General features: G+C 61.6%; 15 protein-coding genes and 2 pseudogenes. 8 read left to right on the forward strand and 9 right to left on the reverse strand.

Annotation, left to right across the window (positions count from 1 at the left end; translation table 11 throughout):
• Positions 1–26: 26 nt before the first annotated feature.
• The 6 genes from RCCGE510_RS27885 (at position 27) to RCCGE510_RS27910 (ending at position 5,343) form a co-directional block, all read left to right on the forward strand.
• On the forward strand, positions 27–1,001 hold the full coding sequence (locus RCCGE510_RS27885; protein WP_007635809.1) for an ABC transporter permease: 975 nt from the start codon (positions 27–29) through the stop codon (positions 999–1,001).
• A gap of 4 nt (positions 1,002–1,005) precedes the next feature.
• Positions 1,006–1,920: an ABC transporter permease gene (locus RCCGE510_RS27890; protein ID WP_007635817.1), complete on the forward strand. Its 915-nt coding sequence runs from the start codon at positions 1,006–1,008 to the stop codon at positions 1,918–1,920.
• Positions 1,917–2,894, forward strand: coding sequence for an ABC transporter ATP-binding protein (locus RCCGE510_RS27895; protein ID WP_007635818.1), 978 nt, complete (start codon positions 1,917–1,919; stop codon positions 2,892–2,894). The genes RCCGE510_RS27890 and RCCGE510_RS27895 overlap by 4 nt, the downstream gene beginning before the upstream one ends.
• Positions 2,891–3,898: an ABC transporter ATP-binding protein gene (locus RCCGE510_RS27900; RefSeq protein WP_007635819.1), complete on the forward strand. Its 1,008-nt coding sequence runs from the start codon at positions 2,891–2,893 to the stop codon at positions 3,896–3,898. The genes RCCGE510_RS27895 and RCCGE510_RS27900 overlap by 4 nt, the downstream gene beginning before the upstream one ends.
• A 220-nt stretch (positions 3,899–4,118) precedes the next feature.
• Positions 4,119–4,793: a L,D-transpeptidase gene (locus RCCGE510_RS27905; RefSeq protein ID WP_007635820.1), complete on the forward strand. Its 675-nt coding sequence runs from the start codon at positions 4,119–4,121 to the stop codon at positions 4,791–4,793.
• A gap of 13 nt (positions 4,794–4,806) precedes the next feature.
• Positions 4,807–5,343, forward strand: coding sequence for an OmpA family protein (locus tag RCCGE510_RS27910; RefSeq protein ID WP_007635821.1), 537 nt, complete (start codon positions 4,807–4,809; stop codon positions 5,341–5,343).
• Positions 5,344–5,359: 16 nt separating this feature from the next.
• On the opposite strand, the gene RCCGE510_RS27915 is transcribed toward RCCGE510_RS27910, so the two are convergent.
• Positions 5,360–7,840, reverse strand: coding sequence for a beta-glucosidase (locus tag RCCGE510_RS27915; RefSeq protein WP_007635822.1), 2,481 nt, complete (start codon positions 7,838–7,840; stop codon positions 5,360–5,362).
• 152 nt (positions 7,841–7,992) lie between these two features.
• On the opposite strand from RCCGE510_RS27915, the gene RCCGE510_RS27920 reads away from it, so the two are divergent.
• Complete coding sequence (locus tag RCCGE510_RS27920; protein WP_007635823.1) at positions 7,993–8,622, forward strand: TetR/AcrR family transcriptional regulator; 630 nt, start codon at positions 7,993–7,995, stop codon at positions 8,620–8,622.
• 6 nt (positions 8,623–8,628) lie between these two features.
• Here RCCGE510_RS27920 and RCCGE510_RS27925 read toward each other — a convergent pair.
• A pseudogene (locus tag RCCGE510_RS27925) lies at positions 8,629–9,090 on the reverse strand (hydrolase); the annotation flags it as partial.
• Between the two features lie 2 nt (positions 9,091–9,092).
• Here RCCGE510_RS27925 and RCCGE510_RS35705 point away from each other — a divergent pair.
• Positions 9,093–9,408 (forward strand): annotated as a pseudogene (locus tag RCCGE510_RS35705) (LysR substrate-binding domain-containing protein); the annotation flags it as partial.
• Positions 9,409–9,699: 291 nt separating this feature from the next.
• On the opposite strand, the gene RCCGE510_RS27930 reads toward RCCGE510_RS35705, so the two are convergent.
• The 7 genes from RCCGE510_RS27930 to RCCGE510_RS27960 form a co-directional block, all read right to left on the reverse strand.
• Positions 9,700–12,726, reverse strand: coding sequence for a glycoside hydrolase family 38 C-terminal domain-containing protein (locus RCCGE510_RS27930; protein WP_007635827.1), 3,027 nt, complete (start codon positions 12,724–12,726; stop codon positions 9,700–9,702).
• A gap of 245 nt (positions 12,727–12,971) precedes the next feature.
• Complete coding sequence (locus tag RCCGE510_RS27935) at positions 12,972–13,805, reverse strand: DUF6030 family protein (RefSeq protein ID WP_240539689.1); 834 nt, start codon at positions 13,803–13,805, stop codon at positions 12,972–12,974.
• 359 nt (positions 13,806–14,164) lie between these two features.
• Positions 14,165–15,607, reverse strand: coding sequence for an HlyD family type I secretion periplasmic adaptor subunit (locus RCCGE510_RS27940; RefSeq protein ID WP_037079863.1), 1,443 nt, complete (start codon positions 15,605–15,607; stop codon positions 14,165–14,167).
• Entirely contained in the window at positions 15,604–17,748 is a 2,145-nt protein-coding gene (locus tag RCCGE510_RS27945) for a peptidase domain-containing ABC transporter (protein WP_007635834.1), read from the reverse strand. The genes RCCGE510_RS27940 and RCCGE510_RS27945 overlap by 4 nt, the downstream gene beginning before the upstream one ends.
• 97 nt (positions 17,749–17,845) lie before the next feature.
• Positions 17,846–18,154 carry a hypothetical protein gene (locus tag RCCGE510_RS27950; protein WP_007635836.1) on the reverse strand — a complete coding sequence of 103 codons (309 nt, stop codon included), beginning with the start codon at positions 18,152–18,154 and terminating at the stop codon, positions 17,846–17,848.
• 67 nt (positions 18,155–18,221) lie between these two features.
• Complete coding sequence (locus RCCGE510_RS27955) at positions 18,222–19,454, reverse strand: GTP-binding protein (RefSeq protein ID WP_007635838.1); 1,233 nt, start codon at positions 19,452–19,454, stop codon at positions 18,222–18,224.
• A gap of 48 nt (positions 19,455–19,502) precedes the next feature.
• Entirely contained in the window at positions 19,503–24,815 is a 5,313-nt protein-coding gene (locus tag RCCGE510_RS27960; RefSeq protein ID WP_037080038.1) for a DUF4082 domain-containing protein, read from the reverse strand.
• Positions 24,816–24,879: the final 64 nt, after the last annotated feature.

Raw genomic sequence — 24,879 nt, forward strand, 5'->3', positions numbered from 1 at the left:
ACGCGCGGCGCTGTAGGAGAGGTTCAATGGTCACATCCATTATCAGGCGGTTGATACAGGCGCTGTTCGTCATTGTCGCGATGACGATCATTGTCTTCATCGGCGTCAATGTGATCGGCAACCCGGTCGACATCCTCATCAACCCGGACGCCAATCAGGCGGAGCGGGCACTCGTCATCGCGCATTACGGTCTGGATCAGCCGCTGTGGAGACAGTATTTGCTGTTTCTGCAGGGGCTTCTGCACGGGGACTTCGGCAACAGCTTCGTTTATGGGCGGCCGGCGCTGGGTCTGATACTCGAACGTCTCCCGGCGACGCTCGAACTGGCGATCACGGCTCTCGGCATCGCGCTGCTGTTCGGCTTGCCGCTCGGGCTGTATGCAGGGCTTTACCCCAATCGGATCTCCTCCAAGCTCATCATGAGCGGCTCGATTCTGGGCTTCTCGCTTCCGACCTTCTGGGTCGGTCTCATGCTGATCATGGTGTTTTCCGTCGAGCTCGGCTGGTTGCCGACGAATGGCCGCGGCCCGACGCAGGAGCTGCTTGGCGTACAATGGTCGTTTCTGACCGGGGACGGCATCCGGCACCTTTTATTGCCGGCCTTCAACCTGGCTCTATTCAAGACGTCGCTCATTCTTCGGTTGACCCGCGCCGGCGTGCAGGAGGTCCTTCCTCAGGACTATGTGAAGTTTGCCCGCGCCAAGGGATTGCGAGAGCGGCGGATCATTTCCGTGCACGTTCTCAAGAACCTGATGATCCCGGTGGTGACGATTATCGGGCTCGAGTTCGGCTCACTCATCGCCTTTTCGGTCGTCACCGAAAGCATCTTTGCGTGGCCGGGCATGGGCAAGCTCATCATCGACTCGATCAACCTTCTCGATCGCCCCGTCATCGTCGCCTACCTGATGATGATGGTGCTGCTCTTCGTCGCCCTCAATTTCATCATCGATATCTGTTATACCCTTCTGGATCCGCGGGTCCGGCTGGAAGGAAAGGCTTGACCCCATGGCCGAACCAAACACGCAAGACACAAGCGCTCCAACGCCCGAACCCAGTCGCCTGTCGAAAGGGATCGCGGATTTCTTCAGCTCTCCGGCAGCCGCGATCGCCTTCCTCACGCTGGTGATCATATGTTGCCTGGCACTGTTTGCGCCATGGATCTCTCCGCAAAATCCCTATGATTTGATGCAGCTCGACATCATGGATGGACGACTGCCGCCGGGGTCCGAATCCATGACTGGGCTTGTTTATCACCTCGGTACCGACAGCCAAGGCCGCGATATTCTGTCCGGTATCCTCTATGGTCTGCGTACCTCTTTGCTGGTGGGCGTTCTATCGGCTCTCGCTGCTGCCATCATCGGAACCTCAGCCGGACTGTTTGCCGCTTACATGGGAGGGCGCACGGAAACCGCGATGATGCGGCTCGTCGACCTGCAGCTCTCGTTTCCCACCATATTGATGGCGCTCATGATGCTCGCCGTGCTCGGCAAGGGCGTGCCCAACGTCGTGATCGCACTGATCATCGCCGAGTGGGCGACCTATGCCCGCACGGTCCGCGGCACCGCTCTGGTCGAGCGCGAGAAGGAATATATCGAGGCGGCCCGGATGCTGCGCCTGCCCGGCTGGCGCATCCTCTTCAAGCACCTGCTGCCGAACTGTCTTGCGCCGGTCATCGTCATCGCCACCATGCAGATCGCCCGGGCAATCAGCCTCGAAGCAACTTTGTCCTTCCTCGGTCTCGGTGCATCCGTGACCGAACCCTCGCTCGGCATGCTGATCTCGACGGGCTACCAGTACCTTCTGACAGGCCTCTACTGGATCAGCTTCTTTCCCGGCATTGCCCTTCTGGTCACGATCGCGACGATCAACCTTGTCGGCGACCGGCTGCGCGATGTGCTCAACCCGAGGAACATGTCATGACGCCATTGCTGCAAGTGAGCAATCTTGTCACCGAATTCGGCGACGGCAGGGGACGCCCCAGCCTTTGCGCCGTCAACGATGTGTCGTTCACCGTGGAGCGCGGCAAGGTCCTTGGTCTCGTGGGAGAATCCGGATCAGGAAAGTCGGTGACCGGCTTCTCGATCATGCGGCTCCTCGACAAACCCGGCCGGGTTGCCGGCGGCCAGGTCATCTTCGACGGCGCCGACATCGCGAAATGCTCTGACGAAGAGATGCGGCAGCTGCGCGGCAAGCGGATCGCCATGGTATTCCAGGATCCGATGATGACGCTTAATCCGGTCCTGACGGTCGGGACGCAGATGGTGGAAGCCGTCCAGGCACACGAGCGAGTCTCGAAGGATGCCGCCCGGCAGCGAGCGCGGGATGCTTTGGCGCTGGTCGGAATACCAAGCCCTGAAGAAAGGCTTGCCGCCTATCCGCATCAGTTTTCCGGCGGAATGCGCCAGCGCGTGGCCATTGCCATCGCGCTTCTTCACAAGCCGGACCTCATCATCGCCGATGAACCGACAACGGCGCTTGATGTGACGATCCAGAGCCAGATCATTTCCGAATTCCAGAAGCTCACCGAAGAGGGAAATACGGCAATGATCTGGATCACCCACGATCTGGCGGTGGTTTCAAGATTGGCCGACGAGATCGCCGTCATGTATGCCGGCCGCCTCGTCGAGACCGGACCGGTGGGCAAGGTCCTAACCGATCCTCACCATCCCTACACTGCCGGTCTGATCGCGTCCGTTCCTTCGCAAAACAGACGTGGAGAACCCCTTCACCAGATCCGCGGCATGACACCGGCCATCAACCGCCTCCCGCAGGGATGCAGTTTTCGTACGCGCTGCGATCGGGCAACCGACGGCTGTCTGGTCATGCCGGCGCTCATGCCGGAAGGCGATCGCTCCTTCCGCTGCATTCATCCCGTAACGAAAGAGGTAGCATGATGACGGCGACCGCCGCGCCCCTGATCGAAGCGAGGAACGTGTCGCAGCGCTTCGGAGCCAAGCCCGACCTCGCCGCCAAGATCGCGCTCAAGCTCAAACTGGCCAAACCGGCGCCTGTTGTTCATGCGCTTGATAATGTCAGCCTCAGCATTTGGCCCGGAGAGGTTGTCGGCCTTGTCGGTGAAAGCGGCTGCGGAAAGTCGACGCTCGGCCGCGCCATTGCAGGGATCACCTCCCCGAGCCAGGGCCACATTCTCTGGAAGGGGATGGACCGAAGCGTCATGTCGAAAGGCGAGCAGCATCAGTTCGGTCTCGCCAGCCAGATGATCTTCCAGAACCCGATGGCGGCTCTCAATCCGCGCATGACCGTGGAGGAGCTTATCTGGGAGGCGCCCCGAACGCATGGGCTTGCCCGCTCGACGGAACGCGACACCTATGTCGACAGATATTTGATGCTGGCCGGTTTCGACCCGGCCATGAAAAAGCGATACCCGCATCAGTTTTCCGGTGGCCAGCGGCAACGCGTCAATATTGCGCGCGCGCTCGCCGTGCAGCCGAAGTTTCTCGTCTGCGACGAAAGCGTCGCAGCGCTCGACGTTTCCATCCAGGCTCAGGTCATCAACCTGTTCATGGAACTTCGTGACAAGCTTGACCTGACCTATTTGTTCGTCAGCCATGATCTCGGCGTCGTGGAACATATTTCCGACCGCGTTGCGATCATGTATCTCGGCCGCATCGTCGAGGAGGCGCCCGTCGAGGAGGTTTTCAGGCGGCCCAATCATCCTTACACGAAAGCGCTCTTGGCCGAGGTGCCGCGCATCGAACCCGGCAAGCGGCAATTCAAGCCCGTCGATGGCGAACTCCCCAGCCCGATAAACCCGCCGAAAGGCTGTCACTTTCATCCGAGATGCCCGTTCGCGATCGACCGCTGTCATATGGAAGTACCGGTGAAAAAGGAAATTGCACCGGGGCACCTGTCGGCTTGCCATCTCAATGATGAATGATCTCAAACGACAGGACCGGTGACAGCGATCTGTCGCGCAAGCGGCCCGCGGGTTTGCAAGCTGGTGTCATCTTTTTCAGAGCAACGATCGGAGCAAAATTTATCCAGAAGACCGGCAACCCGATCTCGGTCGTTTAAGAGCAGAAGAATTTTCTGTTGTCGCAAATGAAAAATCTGATTTACTGACGTTTCGCTGCTTGGCTTTAAGGGGGATATTGCCGATGGTGGGGACCCGCAGGGATATTTTGCTTGGTGGTTTGGCGTTACTTGGCGCCGGTGCAGTCGGGAAACCGGCGCTCGCCGCCGCGTCTTCCTATTTCGATGGCACCATGGTCGATAATGCCGTGACGTTTCGAAGGACCAACTTCGCCAAGATCGATAAACAGTGGCACCGCCAGGTCGTCAAATATTTCAGCAGCGAGCCGATCGGCACCGTCGTCGTCGATACCAGGCACCATTTCCTCTATGTGATCATGGAGAACAAGACCGCCATCCGCTACGGCGTCGGCGTCGGCCGCGAGGGGTTCAAATGGTTTGGCCGCGCCACCATCGATGCCAAATCCCTTTGGCCGCGCTGGACGCCGCCGCCGGAAATGCGCAAGCGCCATCCCGAACTGCCCGAATTCGTCGCCGGAGGTTCACCGAAGAACCCGCTCGGGCCCCGCGCCATGTACCTCCATCGCGACGGCGTCGACACCGGCTACCGCTTCCATGGCACACTTGAGCCTTGGAGCATTGGCAAGGATGCCTCCAGCGGCTGCATCCGCATGTTCAACGAAGACGCCATCGACCTCTACCAGCGTTGCCCGATCGGCACAGCGGTACAGGTTCTGCCGCATATCGCCGACCAGGCCGAAAGCGCCGCGCAGGTCAGCCAAACCATCCCGGTCGAATAAGGAATATCACCTGATGTCTGCTACGACCGGATACACCAGCCGCCTTCTCGCCGTGTCCATGCTCCTGGCGCTTGCCGCCTGCTCCACCACCGAGATCGCCTCCCTGGAAGAACCCACTGCAGCGCCGACGACCGGCCAAACCAACGAACCAGCGCCCGGTTTCGAGAACGTCGCGGCCGGCAGCGAAGAGGATTTTATCCTCAATGTCGGGCGGCGAATCTACTTCAAGCAGGACTCCGCCGCGCTCGATTCCGTCGCCATGGCAACCTTGGATAACCAGGCCAATTGGCTCAACAGGAACCCGAGCTGGCTGCTCAAGCTGCAGGGATTTGCCGACGATTCCGGTTCTGCTTCCAAAATGGAAACGCTGTCGCAGAAGCGCGCCGATGCGGCGATGGCCTATCTCACCTCGAAGGGTGTGGATGCCAAGCGCATGTGGGCCAAGGGCTATGGCAACGATCGCGAAGTTCGCGACTGCACGGATCGCTCCTGCAAGGTGCAGAACAGGCGCGTTGTCACCAACCTCCGCACTCAGCCCGACGCGGCTTGATTGCAGATCGAACCACTCAACGCGCCTCCAGCCTGCTGCTAGAGGGCCGCCACTCATAGCTCGATGGCGACGACAGATCGATGACGAACCTGATATCCGCGGCATTCGCCGCCACGACCAGCTGATAGTCACCCGGTTCGGCGCGGAAGGCGCCGGCCTCGATGTCGAAATAAGCGAGATCGCGCGGCAGGATCTTCATTGTGGCCGTGCCGGTCTCACCGGGCTGCAGCGATAGCTTTGCGAAAGCGCGCAATTCCTTGTCCGGCCGCTCCACCTTGGTCTTCGGTGAACGCACATAGAGCTGCACCAGTTCCGAGCCTGCCCGGTCGCCGATATTGGTCAGATCGACGCTGACCGTCACGCCTTCAGTATCCATTTCGCCGGCCGACACCCGCGGTGCACTCCAGTCAAAGCGCGTATAGCCAAGGCCGAAACCGAAGGGGAAGAGCGGCTCGACGGCGTGTGTGTCGTGATGACGGTAGCCGACGAAGACGCCTTCGGCGTAACGCACATGCCCGTCCTTGCCGGGATAAACTACGGGATCACTTGTGATGGAGGAATTGTCGGCAAGCGCTTTCGGGAATGTCTGCGGCAGGCGTCCGCCTGGCTCGACGTCGCCGAACAATACGTCGGCGACGGCATTGCCCAGCTCCTGCCCGGGATACCAGATCTCAAGCACGGCGCGAACCTTGCCGAGCCAGGGCATTTCCACCGGGCCGCCGGTCTGCAGCACGACGACGGTATTGACGTTAACAGCTGCCACCCGCTCGATCAGCTCCTCCTGCCGGCCCGGAAGCCGCATGTCGGGCAGATCCAGACCCTCGGTGTCCCATTCACCGTCGCGGCCGACGAAGAGAAGCGCCACACCGGCATTGCGGGCCGTCTCGACGGCTGCGTCGATATCGGCGTCGCCGAGCGGCTTTTCCAGACCGAAACGCACGGCGATGAGGTTGATGCCATCGCCGCTCGCCGTGGACGGCTCATACTCGACAGTCAACGCATAGGCGCGGCCGGCATCGAGCGTCACCGTTCCGCGCTCTTCGTCATTGGCCGTGCCGAAATAGTTCTCGCCGCACGTCCAGCCGTCGTGGCCGTCGACGGTCAGTGCGCCATCGACGAAGAGCCGCGCCAGGCCGGCATTGGTCATGCCGAAGAGGTGCTCGCCGCTCTCTTCCGGCACGAATTGCATGCTCATCCTGGCCGAGAAATCGGCGGGGTCGAGTTCGCTCGACGGCAGCTCGAACCAGAAGAATTCACCCTTGTCGACGATTTCGACATGGAGCGGGTCGCCCTTGCAGCCGCGGCCCTTGAAATATTCGACGGTGATCTTTCCCTTGAACACGTCAATCAGACGGTTGTGGCGGCAGGCGACCGCATGGCTGATGCTGTTGGCATTGGAAAGGGCGGCGCGAATGCCTTCAAGCGGACTGACCGTGTAATGCGCTGCGATCTGCGCGCTGCCGCCGCCCATGACGCGCGCGCTTGCCGCATTGGGTCCGATGACGGCAATCCGGTCGAGCGAGGTCTTGGCAAGCGGCAGGATGCCATCATTTTTGAGAAGGACCGCACCCTCTGCGCCGAGGCGCCGGATCAGTGCCCGGTCTTCCTGCAGATCGATCGCCCGCTCGGTGAGATCGGGCTTATTCTCGAATGCACCGACCCGCTCGAGCAGACGCAGCATCCGCCGCGCCGCCGCCCGCACAGTCGCGGCCTCAACCTTGCCCTCGCGCACGGCGGCAACCAGTTTCTCGCCGCGATCGCGCGCCGGACCCGGCATTTCAAGATCGAGACCGGCATTGATCGTTTCTTCAGTCGAATGCGATCCGAACCAGTCGGACATGACGATCCCGTCAAATCCCCATTCCTCGCGCAGCACCTTGGTCAATAGCCACTCGTGCTCGCTCGTATAGGTGCCGTTGAGGCGATTATAGGAAGACATGACCGCCATCACGCCGGCACGGCGCACCGCCTGTTCGAAGGGCGGCAGATAGATTTCGCGCAGCGTCCGCTCGTCGATATCAGAAGACATGGTCTGCCGCTCGATCTCGGATTCATTGCCGGCGAAATGCTTGATCGTCGCCGCGATCCCCTCGCCCTGGACGCCGTCGATATAGGAGACGGCGAGTTCGGCGGTCAGCATCGGATCTTCGGAGTAACATTCGAAATTGCGCCCGTTGAGGCCGGAGCGATGGATATTCACCGTGGGCGCCAGCAGTACCGCCGCACCCTTGCTCTTTGCCTGACGCGCAAGCGCCGCCCCCATCTGCTGGACGAGATCGGGATTCCAGGTGGCGCCGAGTGCTATGCCGACGGGAAAGCAGGTCGCCTTGACACCCGCGACCAGCGAACCCGCGCCGCGGGCGCCGTTCGGCCCGTCCGTCACCTTGATCTTCGGCACGCCGAGACGCTCGACGGGAACGGTCGTCCAGAAATCAGCGCCTGACAACAGCGAGACCTGCTCTTCGAGCGTCATCTGGTCGAGAATGGAATCGATCATGCAAACCTCCTCTGGCGCCGCTGCTCTTCCGTTAAACCTACCGATTACTCGGTATTTTTAAGATGTCAACCGGCCCGGCCTGATGTATGTATAAAGGGCTGCAGGGTTGCCGATCGGCGCCCTGCCGCCAAAGGAGGCTGACCGGAGAGACGATGACAGACGAGAAGGCCACACAGGATGAAAAGCGGCGGCGCCGATCCACCAAGGGAGAAGCGCGCCGAGTAGAAATCCTGACGGCGGCGATGCGGCGCTTTGCCGACGACGGCTACCAGAACGCCCCCATCGCCGATATCGCCCGGGATGTCGGCTTGTCGCTGCCCGGCCTTCTGCACCACTTCCCGACCAAGGTCGATCTCCTGCTCGCAATCCTTGCCAAGCGCGATCTCGAAAGCGCGGATTTCATCGGACACTATCGCGCCGATCTGCGCGGCCTGCTCAACGGCATGGTCGCCATCTTCCGCCGCAACGCCGAAATGGTCGAGGTCGTCAGGGCCTTCGCCATCCTGAATGCCGAGAGCCTGATGAAGGACCACCCCGCCAAGCCCTGGTTTCTTGCTCGCGCCACCCAGATGCAGAACGGCGTCGCCTCGACCTTCGAACGAGCCATCGCTGATGGCACGATCGACGCCAAGATCGATGGTGAGACGATGGCCGCCGAACTGATCGCAGTAATGGACGGCCTTCAGATGCTCTGGCTGCGCGATCCCACCCGCTTCGACATGGTCGGCGGCTTGGAAGCCTATGTCGGCCGACTGCTGGCAAGCCTCGGTTTGGAAGGCTGATTGGATTTATCTTCCATCAAAGCGGGCCAACCAATCCATGATGCGGCTTACCGCTTCGTGATATCTTTGGCCGACCAGCAAACCCGTATGTGTCGTCTCCTGAAGACCCAGATATTCGCCGCCGATGTGCCGAGCCGTCGCCCGGCCTCGGCGATCATCGGCTTCATCGTTGGCGGCTGAAATGACCACGCTGGGGCAGGTGATCTTCCGGCTTTCAATGGAAATCCCCGCCGCCCCGAAATGAAATGAAATGAAATGAAATGAAAATGCAGTGAATGCCTTCGCAGATTCCATTGACAGGTATTTCCGCTGGAACTCGATATCTTCAAGCGTTTCATCGGCGCTGCTTTGCCCGTCGCGCGCCGGTGCCGGCATAATGAGGCCCGGCATTCGTGACGCAAGATCGTCATAAGGCACCTCGTCATGCACTTCCCTGCAAATGCTGGAATGGATCAACACCAGCCCGGCAGCCGTGGGCATTCCATAAGCCGTACGAGCGGTTGTTTTTGCCGAAAACCCTGACACTCAACAATACCGATGCCGGGCTGCGGGCGGCACAGAACGGTCTCGGGCTTGCGCATCTGCCCGTCTATGTCGCGCAGGCCAAATCCGAGCAGGTAACCTGGTCCCCGTCCTCACCCACTTCATGGCGCCCTTCGGCTCGATCTCGCTCGTCTGCCATCCAACCGCCAGCTCTCACCGAAAGTCCGCGCTTTCGTGGATTTCGTCGTCGAGAATTTTGCCGCCCGACCTGAGGCGTCTCTACCGGCAGCAGACTTGTCATGATGATTGCTGCTCCGTGCGTTGCGACAGATTTCCTGAGGCGATCCGCATCTCACCGGCGCCGCCGTCGATAAACATGTAATAAAAGGTTCCGCTTTCACCGAGCCGGGAACTTGAATGCGCGATCGGGATGGTGAGCGCCGGAAGTGGATAAGACTGGCGACCGCTCTCGCGATCTTGCTGACTGGGCGCGCGCCGTACAGTCCTGGGATGGCTCGAGCGGCTGCAGCCGAAGATCGAGAGCCAGCACCGCCGCAACGGAGCGGCGGTGCTGGCTCTCTCAAAAAAGAACCATTAGGCCTTTTGCAGTCTCCAGGTCCTGATTTCGAACGGCATGATGTCGGCAGGCCCCTTCCGCTCCATCGGCTCCTCGAGAATGTTGAGCGGTTGCGACGCCGACCATCCGGAAGGCAGGGCAAGCGCGAGCCGGCCGCGCCGGCCGGCGGGTTCATAGAGGCGCAGGATCAGGCCATTGCCCTCTTCTGCCGGTTTCAGGCCCGAGAAGGCGACGGGGGTGCCGGCGATGGTGAGTGGCGTGATATTGCCGGTGGAGAGCCCCTTGGCTTCGGTCGCGACGAGCGGCTGGTTGAGATCGATTGCCTCGTCGAGGACGCCGCCCTCATGCCAGGCGCCTTCATGCGGCATCAGCGCATATGTAAAGCTCTGCGCGCCTTCGTCTGCTAGCGGATCGGGATAGACCGGCCCGCGCACCAGGCTCATGCCGATCACATTGCAGCGGGCGCTATGGCCGTATTTGGCATTGTTGAGCAGCGCGACGCCGAAGCCCGGCTCGCTGATATCGACGAAACGATGGGCGACAGCCTCGAACATCGCCTGCTCCCAGGAGGTGTTCGTGTGCGTTGCCCGCTCGACGACGCCATAGGCACATTCGAACGTTGCCTTCCGGGCCGTTACGTCGACCGGGTTGAGCGTGCGCAGCAGGGTGCGGCGGTCATGCCAGTCGATCGTCGTTTCGATGTCGAGCCTTTTGGCGTTGGCCGTCAGCACATAGGTTTGGGTGACGCTCGAATTTCGGTATCGGTGGACGACGCGGATCGCCGCGCGGTGCGGGCCGCTTTCGACGAGGGAGATGCTCTCCGGCACATCGAGGCGAACAGCCTTTTCGGCATAATCCGCATCGATATCCCAGGCGTCCCAATTGCGCGGCTTGTCGGCCGGATAGACCCAGAGTTGGTTGGCCGAGCCATCGACCGCTTCGCGGCCCGTCGCCTTGTGGATGAGGCTCGCAACCGCGCCGTCCTTGCCGATGATGATGGCGAGATGGGCGTTCTCGAGGCGCTCCGGGCCGGCCTTCAGCCCGCCCGCCGGCTGGAGTGCGCGCTTGTCGAAGACCGCGACGGACAAGGGGGCGACGATATCGGCGGCCGAAACAACAGTGCCGTCGGCAAGCATGGCACTCAATGGCCGCGGCGCAAGCGACGGATTGACGACGACGAGCGCATCGCCGACCCCGCCCTTCGGCAGATTGGCTGACAGCGCTTGCAATGCATTTGCCTGCTCGATCGTAGCATTGTCGATGACGCCGCCGAGTTCCTGCTCCGCGTCCTGATAGACTTCACGGATGCTCGAGCCCGGCAGGATGTCGTGGAATTCGTTCTTCAGCACCACGCGCCAATCCGCTTCGAGGCTTTTCGGCTTGTCTGCGCCCAGCAGATGTGCGAGCGACGCCAGGGTTTCAGCGGTGATCAGCGCCCGCTCCGCCTGGCGATGCTTGCGCTTGACACCGCTTTGGCTCGTCAGCGTCGCACGGTGCAGTTCGAGATAGATTTCGCCGTCCCACACGGGGAGGCTCTTTTCCCTCGCGGTGCGGTGCGCCTGCTCGTAGAAGCCTTTGACCGTGCCCCAGCGTGCCTGCGGGATCGCCGGGAAATCGCGCAGCTGCACTTCGCGCTCGACCATTTCGGGCGTCACGCCGCCGCCACCATCGCCATAGCCGACAGCCAGAAGCGAGGTCTCGTGCTGCGTCTTGCCGCGAAAATTCTTCCATGTCGGCACGTAGCAATCGGCCTGCACGAAGCCGTTATAACCCTGCATCGGATTGTCGAAGGTGTGGGTCAGCACTTGGCTCCCGTCGAGCCCCTTCCACCAGAAGAGATCGGAGGGAATATGATTGGTCTCGCTCCAATTGACCTTGATGGTGAAGAAGCTGTCGATGCCGCCCTGCCTCAGGATCTGCGGCAGGGCGCCGGAGAAACCGAAACAATCCGGCAGCCAGCAGACCGTGTGGCGCGTGCCGAAGGTCTTTTCGAAATAGCGCTGGCCGTAGAGAACCTGGCGGACAAGACTTTCGCCGGTCGGCATGTTCGTGTCCGGCTCCACCCACATGCCGCCGACGGTTTCCCACTTTCCTTCCGCAACCTTCCGCTTGATGCGTTCGAGAAGCTCCGGGTCTTCCTCTTCCATCTGCGCGTAATAATGGGCGGTCGATTGGTTGAAGCGGAAATCGTCGGAACGCTCCATCAGCGACAGCGCCGTGTTGAAGGTGCGCCGCATTTTGCGCCGAGTCTCGCGATAGGGCCAAAGCCAGGCGAGATCGATATGCGCATGGCCGGTCAGCAGCAATTCGCCATTCGGGGGAAATCGCTTCTGCAGCGCCTTCAATCTTTCCGTCAAAGCCTCGAAGGCGGAGGCCGCCGAAGCGCTCTGCTCGTCGGTCAGGCCCGCCGGATTTGCCTCAAGCTCCGGCAGCTCCCAGATCTTCTGCTGCATCACGGCGTCAGACGTGCGGGAGACGTAAGCCGCCGTATCCGAGGGCCAGTCGAGGCTGCGAAGCGCATGCTCGGCCGCCTCCATCAGATGCGGCACGACATCGTGCTCGCCCAACACGTCGATCGCTTCGGTAACCTGCTTCAACAGAAGATGCAGGCGATGCGCAGCACCGTCGAGCCAGATGAACCGGGCCTTGTTCAGCCTCGGCGCCCGGTTCGGCTCCCCGAACGGAAAACGGGCGACGCTTTCCGTCGCAATCTGGAAGCGGCGCCCCTTGACCGGAAATTCCTGATGGTAGGGATCGAGCCCGAATGTCTCGCTCTGGCCATCGGGATAGGTCAGCGTGATCAGGCTCTCGCCGCCGAGATCTAGCTGCAGGCGGATATCTTGGAGAGGCCAGCCCGCCGGGGCTTCAGCGCTCGCGGCAAAATGGACAACGCCCCGACGATGCGGCCAGTCCTGCTGATGGCCGATCGGCTCGCCCTCAAATGTCCAACCCTTGATCGCCGCGCTTTGGCGGTCCCGCCAATGCGCTAGTTCGGCAATGCGGACTTTAAGGCCATTAAGGCGTTGGGTAATGGTCAGAGACATGGCTTATCCTGTTGAGAATCGACGGCGAACGATCCGGAATCATGGCTTTGGGCGATGAAGATGGTGCGACAGAGACCGCTAGAGATCGGTCCCGCTCCTCCAAGAGTTCCGAGCTCGTTAGATTAAGTAACTTTGATTTCCCGTCAAGCCCGAAGGAAATTCATTCGACGCAGTTCTGGCGCGGATGAATGCTGCGAGCCATGATTTGCGATCTCAAATGTCACCCGATAGCTCGGGTTACGCCGTCAGTGAGCGCAAGTGGCTGATATGGACGTGTCCAAAGGGTCCATGAGGATGAAATTCGCGGAAACATTGCGGGGGGTTGGGGCTAGCCAGCGCTCTGTGGAAAAATACGTCCTAGTCCTCACCTGCGAACCTGAAGTCGCCTTAAGACCAAGAACAAAATCAAAATTATTTCCGCTGCCGGCCTCGCGCGTGAAGCTGAGATAGGAGCCGAACCGTTCGTCTTCGACATTTCGAAGGTTTTGGATCGACGCGAGAGTATCCTCGAAATCACGCCAGCACGCCTGCCTGACAATGATCTCGAAAATGCGCAGGACTGCCGGGGCGAGACGCCCTTGGGCATCTGTCGTCGGTCCAACGATCTTGGCGCGGATCTCAAGAATATCGCCAACTTCATTTCCACGAACCTTGACGAAGGTGGAACTGAGCGGACGCACCTCGTCCCGTTCGTAGATGCGCTGAAAATAGCATTCATAATTGCGATTGCGCATCGATGCGGCTTTCCATTCGCTCATCTCGATGCCGGCCTCTCGAAGGGCACCGCAAATAACCCGCCCCGAGACGCGCCACGTCCGCAGAAACTGACTTGCCAACTCCGGCTTCGGGACCTCGATCAGCCGCAGCGAGATTGACATTGGCGGGAGAAGAGAAGCAGCCGCCGTAACAGTACGGACGGCTACGGGCGCCGATCGGGCAGCCTTGTTGAGAGCTCGATTTTCAGAGAGCCCGACCGGATCTTCGAGGTGGTGAATTTCACGATAAAAAACAACGCCGGCAACAAGCAAAACGGATATCAAAAGCACTGGCCAAAGCAGCCAGCGGCGGTTGCTTCGCAATAGGAGATTCCTGTGCCGAACTGGGATGTCGTGAGGCGGATCCACTGCTGATAACACCTTATCCACGGCGCGACCTCACGAGCAAAATAGCAGCGGATTCGAGTTCGAACTCAATCAATCTCGTTCTGTTTGCGACCAACCGGCGTCGGTCGGCGCATGAACCAATCAGCCTCTGCCGGCTACTCCTTCTGAAGTGAGAAACAGCTGTGAAAACGGCACAGTCTGTCCGACTCACCTTCGACACCGTGAGTGTGAGGTCGTGTATGGGGGGCGTCAAGCAGCAACCCCGGTGGACGGCATACGCCCCCAAAATTGAAGTCACTCGGGATCTCGTTCGGGGCGAACCAATCCGTCGCGTCCTAAGGTTCGCGTATTGCGCTATCGAGGCCACGCAGCAACGGATACAGGAAATAGGAGATCACCGTGCGGTTGCCGACCTTGATTTCCGTGGACACGGTCATGCCGGGAAGCAGCCGCACCGGCACATCTGCGGCATTCAGCCTTGTATCGGCAAGCAGAATCCGGGCCTTGAAGAAGGGGGCTGCCGGCTGGCCGGGGGTGGCAGTCTGTTCCTGTTGGCCGGTGAGGAATGTGTCCTGGCTGATGGTTCTCACCTCGCCCGTGGCAGTGCCGTATTTCTGGAAGGGATAGGCGTCGAGCTTGATACGCGCTTCCTTGCCGACGGCGACGCGGCCGATATCGCGGGTGTTGATCGAGACTTCGGCTTCAAGCGGCACGTTGATCGGCACCAGCGTCACCACCGGTTCGGCCTCGCGCACGACGGAGCCGATGGAGCGCTGCGCCAGATCGAGCACGACGGCATCGGCGGGTGCGGTCAGCGACACCATGTTACGGCGCAGTTCCATCTTTTTCAGTTCCTCGTCAGCCATGTCGCGCTGGCCGCGCAGCTCCACCAGCTGTTCCATTGCGGCGCGGCGGAAATCCTCGATAAAGGCCTGGCGGTCGGCTCGGAGCTTGGCATACGAGTGGGCGGCCTCGTCGGCCCGGCCGCGGACCGCGGTCAGGTCGGACTCGACGTCGAGGCGGGCGTCGCGGGAGCCGAGCAGCGTGATCAGCGAGCCGCTCTGGGTGTTATAAAGCCGCTCCCGCGCTGCCTCGATCTGCGAGAGCCCATCGCGCCTTTGGGTCAACACCGCTTCCTGGTTCTTGCTGGCGGCGAGCGATGCCGACTGGCCGGCGATCTGCTGCTCGAAATTCTGCAGCTGCGCCGCGTAGAAGGCCCGTCGCTGGCCGAAGAGCTGCGCCTGCAGTATCTGGTCGGGCGTATCTCCCGCCATCTTCGTATAGTCGTCGCCGGCAAGCTCTGCCTCGATGCGTTTCACCTGGGCGTCGAGTGCGGAGAATTTCGCCTGCTGCTGGTCGACATCGGCCTGACTGAAAGTGGCGTCGAGGGTCGCCAGCGTCTGGCCGGCATGCACCACTTCGCCGGCCTTCACCTCGATCGTACGGATGATCGAGGTTTCGAGCGGCTGAACGACGATGGTCGGCTGGGTGGTGACGAGCTTGCCGGGCGCAATCACCACCTCGTCGATGGAGGAGACCGAGGCCCAGGTGATCGCTGCGGCAAGCAGCGCCGTCACGCAGTAGAGCGTCATGCGCGCCACCCGCGGCGGCGCGCGTTCTTCGAGCTCGACGGCATCCGATTGGAATTCGGCAATTGCCGGCGGCAGCGGTGGGCGGGCGGTTAGTGCCCTTCCCTTGTCTGGGGGGCCGCGGTCTGAAGGGGCCTTATTTGAATGGACCGGGAGGTTTTCGCTGGGTTTTCTAGCGTGCGCGTTCATGCGACCTGCCTCATTTGCTGGGCCCACAGGTGGCGATAGGTCATGCAGCGCGATACGAGCTGATCGTGCCGGCCGATATCGGCGACCTTGCCACGGTCGACGACGAGAATGGCATCGGCATCGACGAGCGTCGAAAGCCGGTGCGAGACGATGATGACGGTGCGGCCGGCAGCGATGCGGCTGAGGTTGTCGCGGATGATCGCTTCGCTGTCAGGGTCGAGCGCGCTCGTCGCCTCATCGAAGATCAGAAGCTTCGGATCGGTGATCAGCGCGCGGGCAATGGCCAGCCGCTGCTTCTGGCCACCGGAAAGGTTGGAGCCATTTTCCTCCAGCATCGTGTCGAAGCCGCGCGGCAGGCGCTCGATGAACTCCTCAGCGCCGGCGATGCGGGCGACTTCCATGATCTCCTCGATGCTGGCATCCGGCTTGGCAGCGGCGATATTCTCGCGGACCGTGCCGCGAAACAGGAAATTATCCTGCAGCACGACGCCGATGCTGGTTCTCAGATGCACGAGGTCGATCTCGCGGCTGTCATAGCCGTCCATGCGCACCAGCCCTTCCTGGCTTTGATAGAGCCCCTGGATGAGCCTTGTGATTGTCGTCTTGCCCGAGCCGCTCTTGCCGACGACGCCGAAGACGCAGCCCTGGGGAATGGCGAAGGAAACATTGTCGAGCGCCGGCGCGCTATCGGGGGCATAGCGGAAGGTTACCCTGTCGAATTCGATGCGGCCCTGCAGATGCGGCCGCACGCCACGCCCGCGGCCCGCCTGCTCCGGCCGCTGGTTCATGATCTCGCCGAGCATGCGCACGGAGAGCGCCACTTCCTGATATTCATGCGCCATGGTGACGATCTGGACGAGCGGTCCGGAGACCCGGCCGGCCAGCATGTTGAAGGCGACAAGCGCGCCGATGGTCATCGTGCCGCTGAAGACATCGAGCGCGCCGAGGCCGATGATCGCGACACTCATCAGCTTCTCCAGCAGTCCGGTCATTGCCTGGGCGATAGTCGAGATCTTGTCGACCCGGAACCGCACGGAAATCGATTGGGCCGAATAATCGTCCCACACCTTGCGCTGGCGCGGCTCCAGCGCCAGCGATTTGACGGTGCGCATGCCGTGCACGGTTTCGACCAGCAATGCCTGCCGGTCGCCTTCCGCCTGGTAGAGTGCCTGCAGGCGGCGCTGGAACGGCCCGACCAGCAGCATCACCACCAGCCCGACAAGGGCTGCAAAACCCAGCACCACCAGCGTCAGCTTGACGCTGTAGAGAAGCAGGATCGGCACGAAGACCAGCAGCGAAACGCCGTCCAGAAGAGTGAGGAACAGCCGGCCGGTCAGGAATTCGCGGATGCGGCCCGTCTGCTGCATATGCTTGACGAGAACGCCGGCCGAAGCCTGCTCGAAAAGCGCGATCGGCAGGTTCAGAAGATGGCCGAAGGTGCGTGTCGCGACGCGGATATCGATCCTGTTGGTCGCGTAGAGCAGCAGATAACGGCGCAGGAAGGTGAAAGTCGCGTCGAAGACGAGCGCGATTGCAATGCCCGCCGTCAGAACCGTCAGCGTCGCATAGCTCTGATGCACGAGCACCTTGTCGATGACGAGCTGAAAGAAAATCGGCGTCGTCAGCCCCAGCCCGTAGAGCACGAAGGCGGCGAGCGCGACATCGCGGAAGAAGCTGCGCTGCTTGATGATCTCAGGGACGAACCAGCGAAAGCCGAAGGGCCGGTCCTCATCGGACATGCGATAATTGCGCTTCAGCATGATCACCGATCCGAGCCAGGCCTTGGCGAATTGCTCTTCGCTGAGCATCATCACTTCGGCGCGTGACGCCAGCGGATCGAGAACCCGGATCCTCTCCTCCTCGCCCTCCCCGACGGCGCCGGCGATGACCACCCAGTTGCCGTTCGTCAGTTCCGCGAGCACCGGAAAGGCCTCGCCGAGCTGAAACAGGGATCGCCAGCCGAGCGTCAGATGCCGGGCTCTGAGGCCTGCATCCTTGGCCATGCGCAGCAACTGCCGCACGGCAACGGGATCGTTGCCGACGGCATAATCGTGCTGCAATCGCTCAGGCGCAAGATCGACGCCGTGATGACGCGCGACGAGCGCTAGACAGTGCAGGTTGGTATGCAAAAAACCACTCATGGCCCACCCGAAACAATACGAGACCGAGGATTAGTTTCAAACAGTTAGAGCGTCCTTTGTGCGTCCGGATGGACGCACGGCGCTCTAGACCTGTTTATCAGTTGAAGTTCGGCGAAGCGTTAGAAGCGCCGCCCTGCACCGACTGGATATCGGCAGCCGCCGCCGCTGACATATCGCCGATACGACGGACCGCACCCGCCTCGACCAACCCGCCGAGCGCCTTTTGCATAAGATCGACCGCATTGGCGAAGGCATCGACAGGCATGATGATGCGCTGGCGGAAGACCGGCTTTGGGTTGTTGTTGGCGTCACGATCGGTTGCCGAAAGCGACATCAGGTCGATGCGCACGATCGTTCCCGTAATGGTGATTTCGCCGATGCCATCTGCATAAAGTTCGTCGCTCATTGTTCTTTCCTCCGGTTGATAATCAAAACGTCTTCACATTAGGCCGTCTTACGCCCACTATGGCACTCTAACTATTTGAATGTGCATGGATATGCCCGTGCTGCCATGCCGGAAACGGATCGCGAAGGCCGACAGCGGTCTGCGGATCGAAACCCGTCTCCTCCCCGGTCAGGCAATCGCCGAGCGCAGCGCGGATCGCTTCCTCGTCGAAGCCGGAACCGATGAAGACAAGCTCCTGGCGGCGGTCGCCCCAGACATCGTCCCAATGCCGGTCGAGGAGCTGGCGGAACTGCGGAAAGCGCGGCCATTGCACCCGTGGCACCGAGGCCCACCAGTACCCCCTGGTCTCGATGCGGCACTGCGTGCCGGCAATCGACAAAAGGCCGATCTCGTCAGGCCTCGTCGCCAGCCAGAAATGGCCCTTTGCGCGGATAAGGCCCGCCCATTTCCGGTCGAGGAAATCCTTGAGCCTCAGTGGGTCGAAGGGCCGGCGGCTGCGATAGACGAAGCTTGTTATGCCGTATTCCTCGGTCTCCGGCACATGATCGCCCCAGCCGAAGAGTTCCTTGTGCCAGAGCGGATGGCGGGCGGCCTTCGCCTCGCTGAAGAGGCCGGTATCCAGGATCGCGCCAAGCGGCACCTGGCCGAAGACCGCCTCGACGACCTGGGCATCCGGATTGAGCGCCGCGACGACCCGGCGAACCTCGGCAAGGTCGGCGCACGGCACGTCGCCTGCCTTGTTGATGATGACGACATCGGAAAATTCGATCTGCTCGACGAGCAGGTCCACGAGCTTGCGCTCATCGTCCCCGTCACGCCTTTCACCGCGATCGGCAAGGAACTCGGCGCTGTGGTAATCGGCGAGAAGATTGACCGCATCGACGACGCAGACCATCGTGTCGAGACGCGCCACGTCGCAGAGGGCCGCCCCGCTCTCGTCGCGGAAGGAGAAGGTGGCGGCGACCGGCAGCGGCTCAGCAATGCCGGTTCCCTCGATCAGCAGATAGTCGAAACGGCCGGCGGCTGCGAGCCGGCGCACTTCGCTGAGGAGATCGTCGCGCAGGGTGCAACAGATGCACCCGTTGGTGAGTTCTACCAGCGTCTCGTCGGTGCGCGAAAGGTCTGCACTCCCCTCGCGCACGAGATCCGCATCGATGTTGACCTCGCTCATATCGTTGACGATGACGGCGACCCGGCGACCATCCCGATTACCCAGGACATGATTGAGCACAGTCGTCTTGCCGGCGCCGAGAAACCCGGCGAGAACCGTTACGGGCAATCTGTTGTCTGCACCCATCATCGAAACTCTCACTCTTTACAGCATGCTTGGCCTTGCATCCTCGCGGCTTTACGCCGCGAGTTGCGGTTTGAACGCCACATCCACATAGTAGTTCGTGCTGTTATAGCTGGCTGTCGGGAACAACCCGCCCGCCCCGTAGGCATAGACGCCGTTGCTGCCGCCCGGCGCCTTGAGATCGCCGTTCGTCACGTCACTGGCAAAGTAATTGCCGGTCGCCGAGTAATTGCCGTTGCTCGAATAAGAAACGACGTAAGCCGTATCCGCCTGGATGGCGATCTGCTGGGTGAGCTGCGCAGTCTGCCAGCCGCTGGCCGTCTCGTTGTTGAAGGTGACGCTGCCGAGCAGCGTGCCCGAGGCGGTCCAGAGATAACCGTTATGCGAGCCGGTATTGTCGGCCCCCTTGTAGAATCGGATGCCGGTAATCCAGCCTGACGTATCGGCCTGGAATTTCATGCCGAGATTGATTTGCTGGTTGTCATTGATGGAGACGATTGACGGCGTTGCACCGGCGGCAAAGAGGTTCTGCTCCGGCCCTGCCGTCTGGCCGCCGTTGATGGTGAGGGCAACCTGCGCCGACGCCGTGCCACCTTTGCCGTCTGCAATCGCGTAGCTGAAGCTCGCCGGTCCCGAATAGCCTGCCGTCGGCGTGAAGGTCACCGTCTGGGCCTGGGCATCGTAGGCGACCGAGCCGTTGACGGCGCCGCTGACGCCGGTGATGACAAGCGGATCGCCATCGGCATCGGCGTCGTTTGCCAGGAGCACCGAGGCCTGAATGGTGATTGGCGTGCCGGTATTGGTCGAGAAACCGCTGTCATTGGCGGCGACTGGTCGCGCATTCTGCGCGCCGCCCTGCTGATAGAGCACGTCGACCCAATAATTGCTGGCATTGTAGGAAGCGGCCGGGAAGAGGCTGCCCGAGCCGTAGGCATAAAGGCCATTGCCGCCGCTCGCCGCACTCGACGGCGCCGTCAGCGCACCGTTCGTATGGTCCGTCGTGAAGTAGTTTGCCGTTGCGGAATAGAAGCCGTTCGAATGGTAGCTCGCCACATAGGTGGCGCCGGCCGTCACATTGATCGGCTGGGTGAAGGAAACCGTCTGCCAGCCGCTCGCCGTCTCGTTGATGAAGGTTGCCTGGCCAACGAGTTGGCCGCTCGCGGTCCAGAGCGAGCCGACATGCGTGTCGGTATCCTGAGCGCTCTTGTAGTAGGTGAGCCCGGTGATCTGGCCGTTGGCCGATGCGATGAACTTGACGCCGAGTTCGACCGAGTTGGGGTCATTGGCGGCGGCAACAGCCGAGGTGTCGGCGCCGGTGAACAGGCTTGCGGTCGTGCCGCCGCCAGGCTGCGAATTGACCGCGAGGCTGACGGTGGCCGACGCCGTGCCGCCATATCCATCCGAGATCGAATAGGAGAAGCTTGCCGCGCCCATATAACCTGCCGTCGGGGTGAAAGTGACGGACTTGGTCTGGCTGTTGAACGACACGGTTCCGTTGACCGCACCAGTCGCGCCGGTGATGCTGAGCGGATCGCCATCGGCGTCATGGTCGTTTGCGAGCAGGCTGGCTGCGCCAATCGACAGCGCGGTGTTGGAATAAGTCGTGTAGCCATTGTCATTGGCGGCGACCGGCGCGGCATTGCTTGTCTGGCTGTAGACGACATCCACCCAATAGTTCGACGACTGGTAGCTGGAGGTCGGGAAATCGGTGCCATTGCCGAAGACGCCGTTGCTGCCGGCGAGCGCCGTCAGCGCGCCGTTGGTATGGGCTGAGGTGAAATAGTCTGATGTCGCCACATAGGAGCCCGTTGTGTGGTAGGAGGCGACATAGGTGGTGCCGGCGGCGATGTGCACCGGGTTGGTGAATGTCGCGGTCTGCCAGCCGCTCACCGATCCGCTGTCGGCGAAGGTGACGGTCGCGACCAGCGTGCCGTCGGCTGCCCAGAGGGAGCCGGTATGGGCGCCGGTATCGCCGACCGCCCTGTAGTAGCGGATGCCGGAAATCATGCCGCTAGACGACGCGACGAACCTCATCCCGAGCTCCAGCGACTGACCTTCGCTGAAGCTTGCGCCCGTCGGCCCTTCGCTTGATGTAAACAGTGTTTCCCCAGCAGGGCCCTGGTTTACGGTGAGGCTGACGTTGCCCTGATCCGTGCCGCCGCGCCCGTCCGACAGCGTGTAGGTAAAGCTTGCCGGCCCCGAATAATTGTTGGTCGGCGTGAAGATGACGGTGCCGTTCTGCCTATTGAGCGTCACCGTGCCGTTGACGGCATTGCCGACGGCCGAAATCGTCATTGCGTCGCCATTCGGATCCGTATCGTTTCCGATGAGCGAGGCGATCGAGATGACGACGCTGTCGTTGCGGGTGATGGTCAGCCCCGTATCGTCGGTCGCAACCGGCGCGCTGTTGGGCCCGGCATCGAAGACTACATCCACCCAGTAATTGGTGCCGGTGCCGGGGCTTTGGCCGGGGAACGTGCCGGCAGTGGTGCCGTAGGCGAAGACGCCGCCGCCATCGACAGCCTTCACCGCGCCGCTGGCATAGGTGCCGCCGGTGAAATAATTGTTTGTCAGCGAGAAGAAACCGCCGCTGTGATAGGAGGCCACGTAGGTCGTGCCGGCGGCAATCTGGATCGGCGAGGAGAACATCACTGTCTGCCAGCCGGAGAGCGGTTCGTCGACGGACACTCCGGTCGCCAGCAGCGTGCCGTTGGCGCTCCAGAGGCTGACGACATGGTCGCCGATATTGTAGAAGCCCTTGTAGAAGCGGATGCCCTCCACAGAGCCTGCCGTCGTCGTCTGGAAGCGCAGGCCTAGCTCGACGGAATCGCGATCGATCGCCACTTCGACCGCCGGCTTTTCCGCCAGCGTCCAGAGGCCCTGCGTGCCCGGCAGGGTGACGGTAACCTGCTTGCCGCTCGACGGCGCCTCCAGATTGACGCTGTCGTCGACCGCCCGTGACAAGATCGTATAGGTTCCGCTTGCCTGGACGACCCAGTTATAGCTCCAGCTCTCGCGGCCGGTGGCCTTGAACCAGTGCTGGCCGCCATCGGTCGAAACTTCCACGCCGGCAATGATGCCGCCGCCGAAATCCTGCGCCGTGCCGGTGATCGTCACGTGCTGCCCTTCGACAAAGCTTGCGCCGATGATCGGCGAGCTGATCGACGAGGTCGGCTTCAGCGCGTCGGTCGATTGAGTGGCCAGGATCAGGCTCGCATCGAGCGTGGTCGGCTGGATACCCATGTCCGCGAACATGTTGACCATAGCCTGCTGCACGTTGCGATCGGTCGACGTCGCCGGGCCCTGGTGGTTGTCACTCAGACCCCAGGACCAGAAAACCGTGCCGGCGCCGAAGACCAGCGCGCCGCTTGCCGCCCGGTACATGGTCAGGCTGTGGGTCGCCACCGCATCGCCGACCGTGGTGCCGTAATCGCGCAGATAGGTGCTCACCGAGACCGAGGAGAGCGACAGGTTGATCAGCCCATCCGGACGGAAGCCATTCTCGACATCGGAATCCCATTCGTAGCCGAGCAGGTTCTGCACGAGATTATAGCTCTCGCCCTGCTGCAGCTCGGCGACATCGGTGTTGCGCCAGAAGCGCAGGTTGGAATAGTCGTAGGGGATGGAGATCGTATCCTGGCGGTAGCTGTCCACCTGGAACATCGTGCCTGTCAGCGAATTCTCCGGCTCCTGGCCTGCATCGGCATAGCGCGGATCGCGCCAGGTGCCGGTGCCGACATTGCTCGGATCCGAGCTCGTGCCCCAGGTTTCCTTGTAGCAGACCATAGTGCGGTAGGCCTGGCCGCTACCGTCGATGCTGCTTTCCCAGCGAACCTTCCAGTAGCACTCATTGCCGCTCCAGAAGGCGAGGTTGACGCCGGCATCGCGCGCCGCCTCGACATTGGCGCGCTGTTCGGCAGACCAGTATTCGTCGTGTCCCACGGAGAGATAGGCATCGTGGTTGAGCAGCAGGCTGCCGCTGCGAGCAGCATCGACGCCCGAAATATAGGACACGTCGTAGCCGTTCTGCTCCAGCCACGAGATGGCGGAGGATTCGACGCCGAAGATGTAGTCGTGCGAGCCGCCGATCGGGCTCGTATTGGTAATGATCGGCCTGTTGTAGCTGACCGCCGAGGCACGGCCGATCGCCTGCAGGCCGCAGCTGCAGTTCGGCGGCAGGTAGCCGATCATGGCAGCCGGATCGACGGGCACTTCGCCATAATAGAGGCTGGCGCCGCCCCAGGCATTATAAGCCTGCCATGTCGTGTCGGACGTCTGGAAGACGATATTGCTGGTGGAGGCGTCGTCGCGCACGACGAAGGGAATGATGCTGGCGTCCTCGGTGCCGTCCTCCCGCACCAGCTTGGCAAAATAGACGCCGGAGACCGCGTCGGTCGGAATCTGCCAGCTCGCCGAGACCGACCAGTTGCCGCAATCGATGAGGCCGAGCGACATATCGACGATCGGATGCGGCTGGATCTGCGCCGTGGTCAGCGATTGTTCGATCGAGTCGACCTTGCGCGCGCCGTCGCCGCCATAATAGCCCATTCGGTAGATATCGATGCGGTAATGGGTGGAATCGGTGGCGATCTTGAAATCGACCGTCTGGCCGATATTCGTGCTGATTTCGGTGGCGAAGCCCTGGATGGTGCCGCCGCCGTCGCCCTCCAGACCCCACTCGCTGATCGGGTTGCCCTGCTTCAGGTTTTCGAGGGCGATCTTGTTGGGCGTCGCCGCAGCCGAAGCCGGCGCCACCGGTGCCACTAGCGCTGTCGGGGCCGCGGTCGTCTCAGCAGAAACATCCTGGCTCGGCTCCACCGAGATGGATGCTATCGAGGCCTGAAGGCGCAACGAAGCCGTGCCGACACTGCTGGAAGAACCGACCGGCGCCGCCGTATTGACACTGCCGGTATCGGCATCGCTAGTAACACCTGTAAGCGCGGGCGCGGCAGGCAGTGTCGCAGCCTCCTCGGACGGATCCGGGCCAAGCACCGTGCGTTGCAATGTCGAGGCAGGCGTCTGGAAGACCGTCGCAACCGACGCCGTCTTTGTGGACGTGTCCTGTGCACCGCCATCGCCAGCAGGTGCCTGCATCGTCGTCGACGATGCAGGGGACGATTGCATGTCGCCTGATGGTATCAGGGAAGATGTGACCGTGCTTGTGAAGGAGGATTGGACGGTTGCGCTGCCCTGATTGGCAAAGCTTGGGGAACCATCGGTACTTCTCGACGACACGACCGTCGCGGATGCAAGGACTGCGCTCCAGGCGGAGGGTGCACGACAGATACTCAACACTCCACCAAATGTACTCAGATACTCACGATTACTCACATGAATTCTCCGCATCAGCGGCGTCCCCTTCCGCATCGCCGGCCCTTCGACCGCCATAGCAAGACGTTCATTCTGGCACCTTTGCTAAGGGAACGTACGA

The organism is Rhizobium sp. CCGE 510 (genome assembly GCF_000292525.1).
Taxonomy (GTDB): Bacteria; Pseudomonadota; Alphaproteobacteria; order Rhizobiales; family Rhizobiaceae; genus Rhizobium.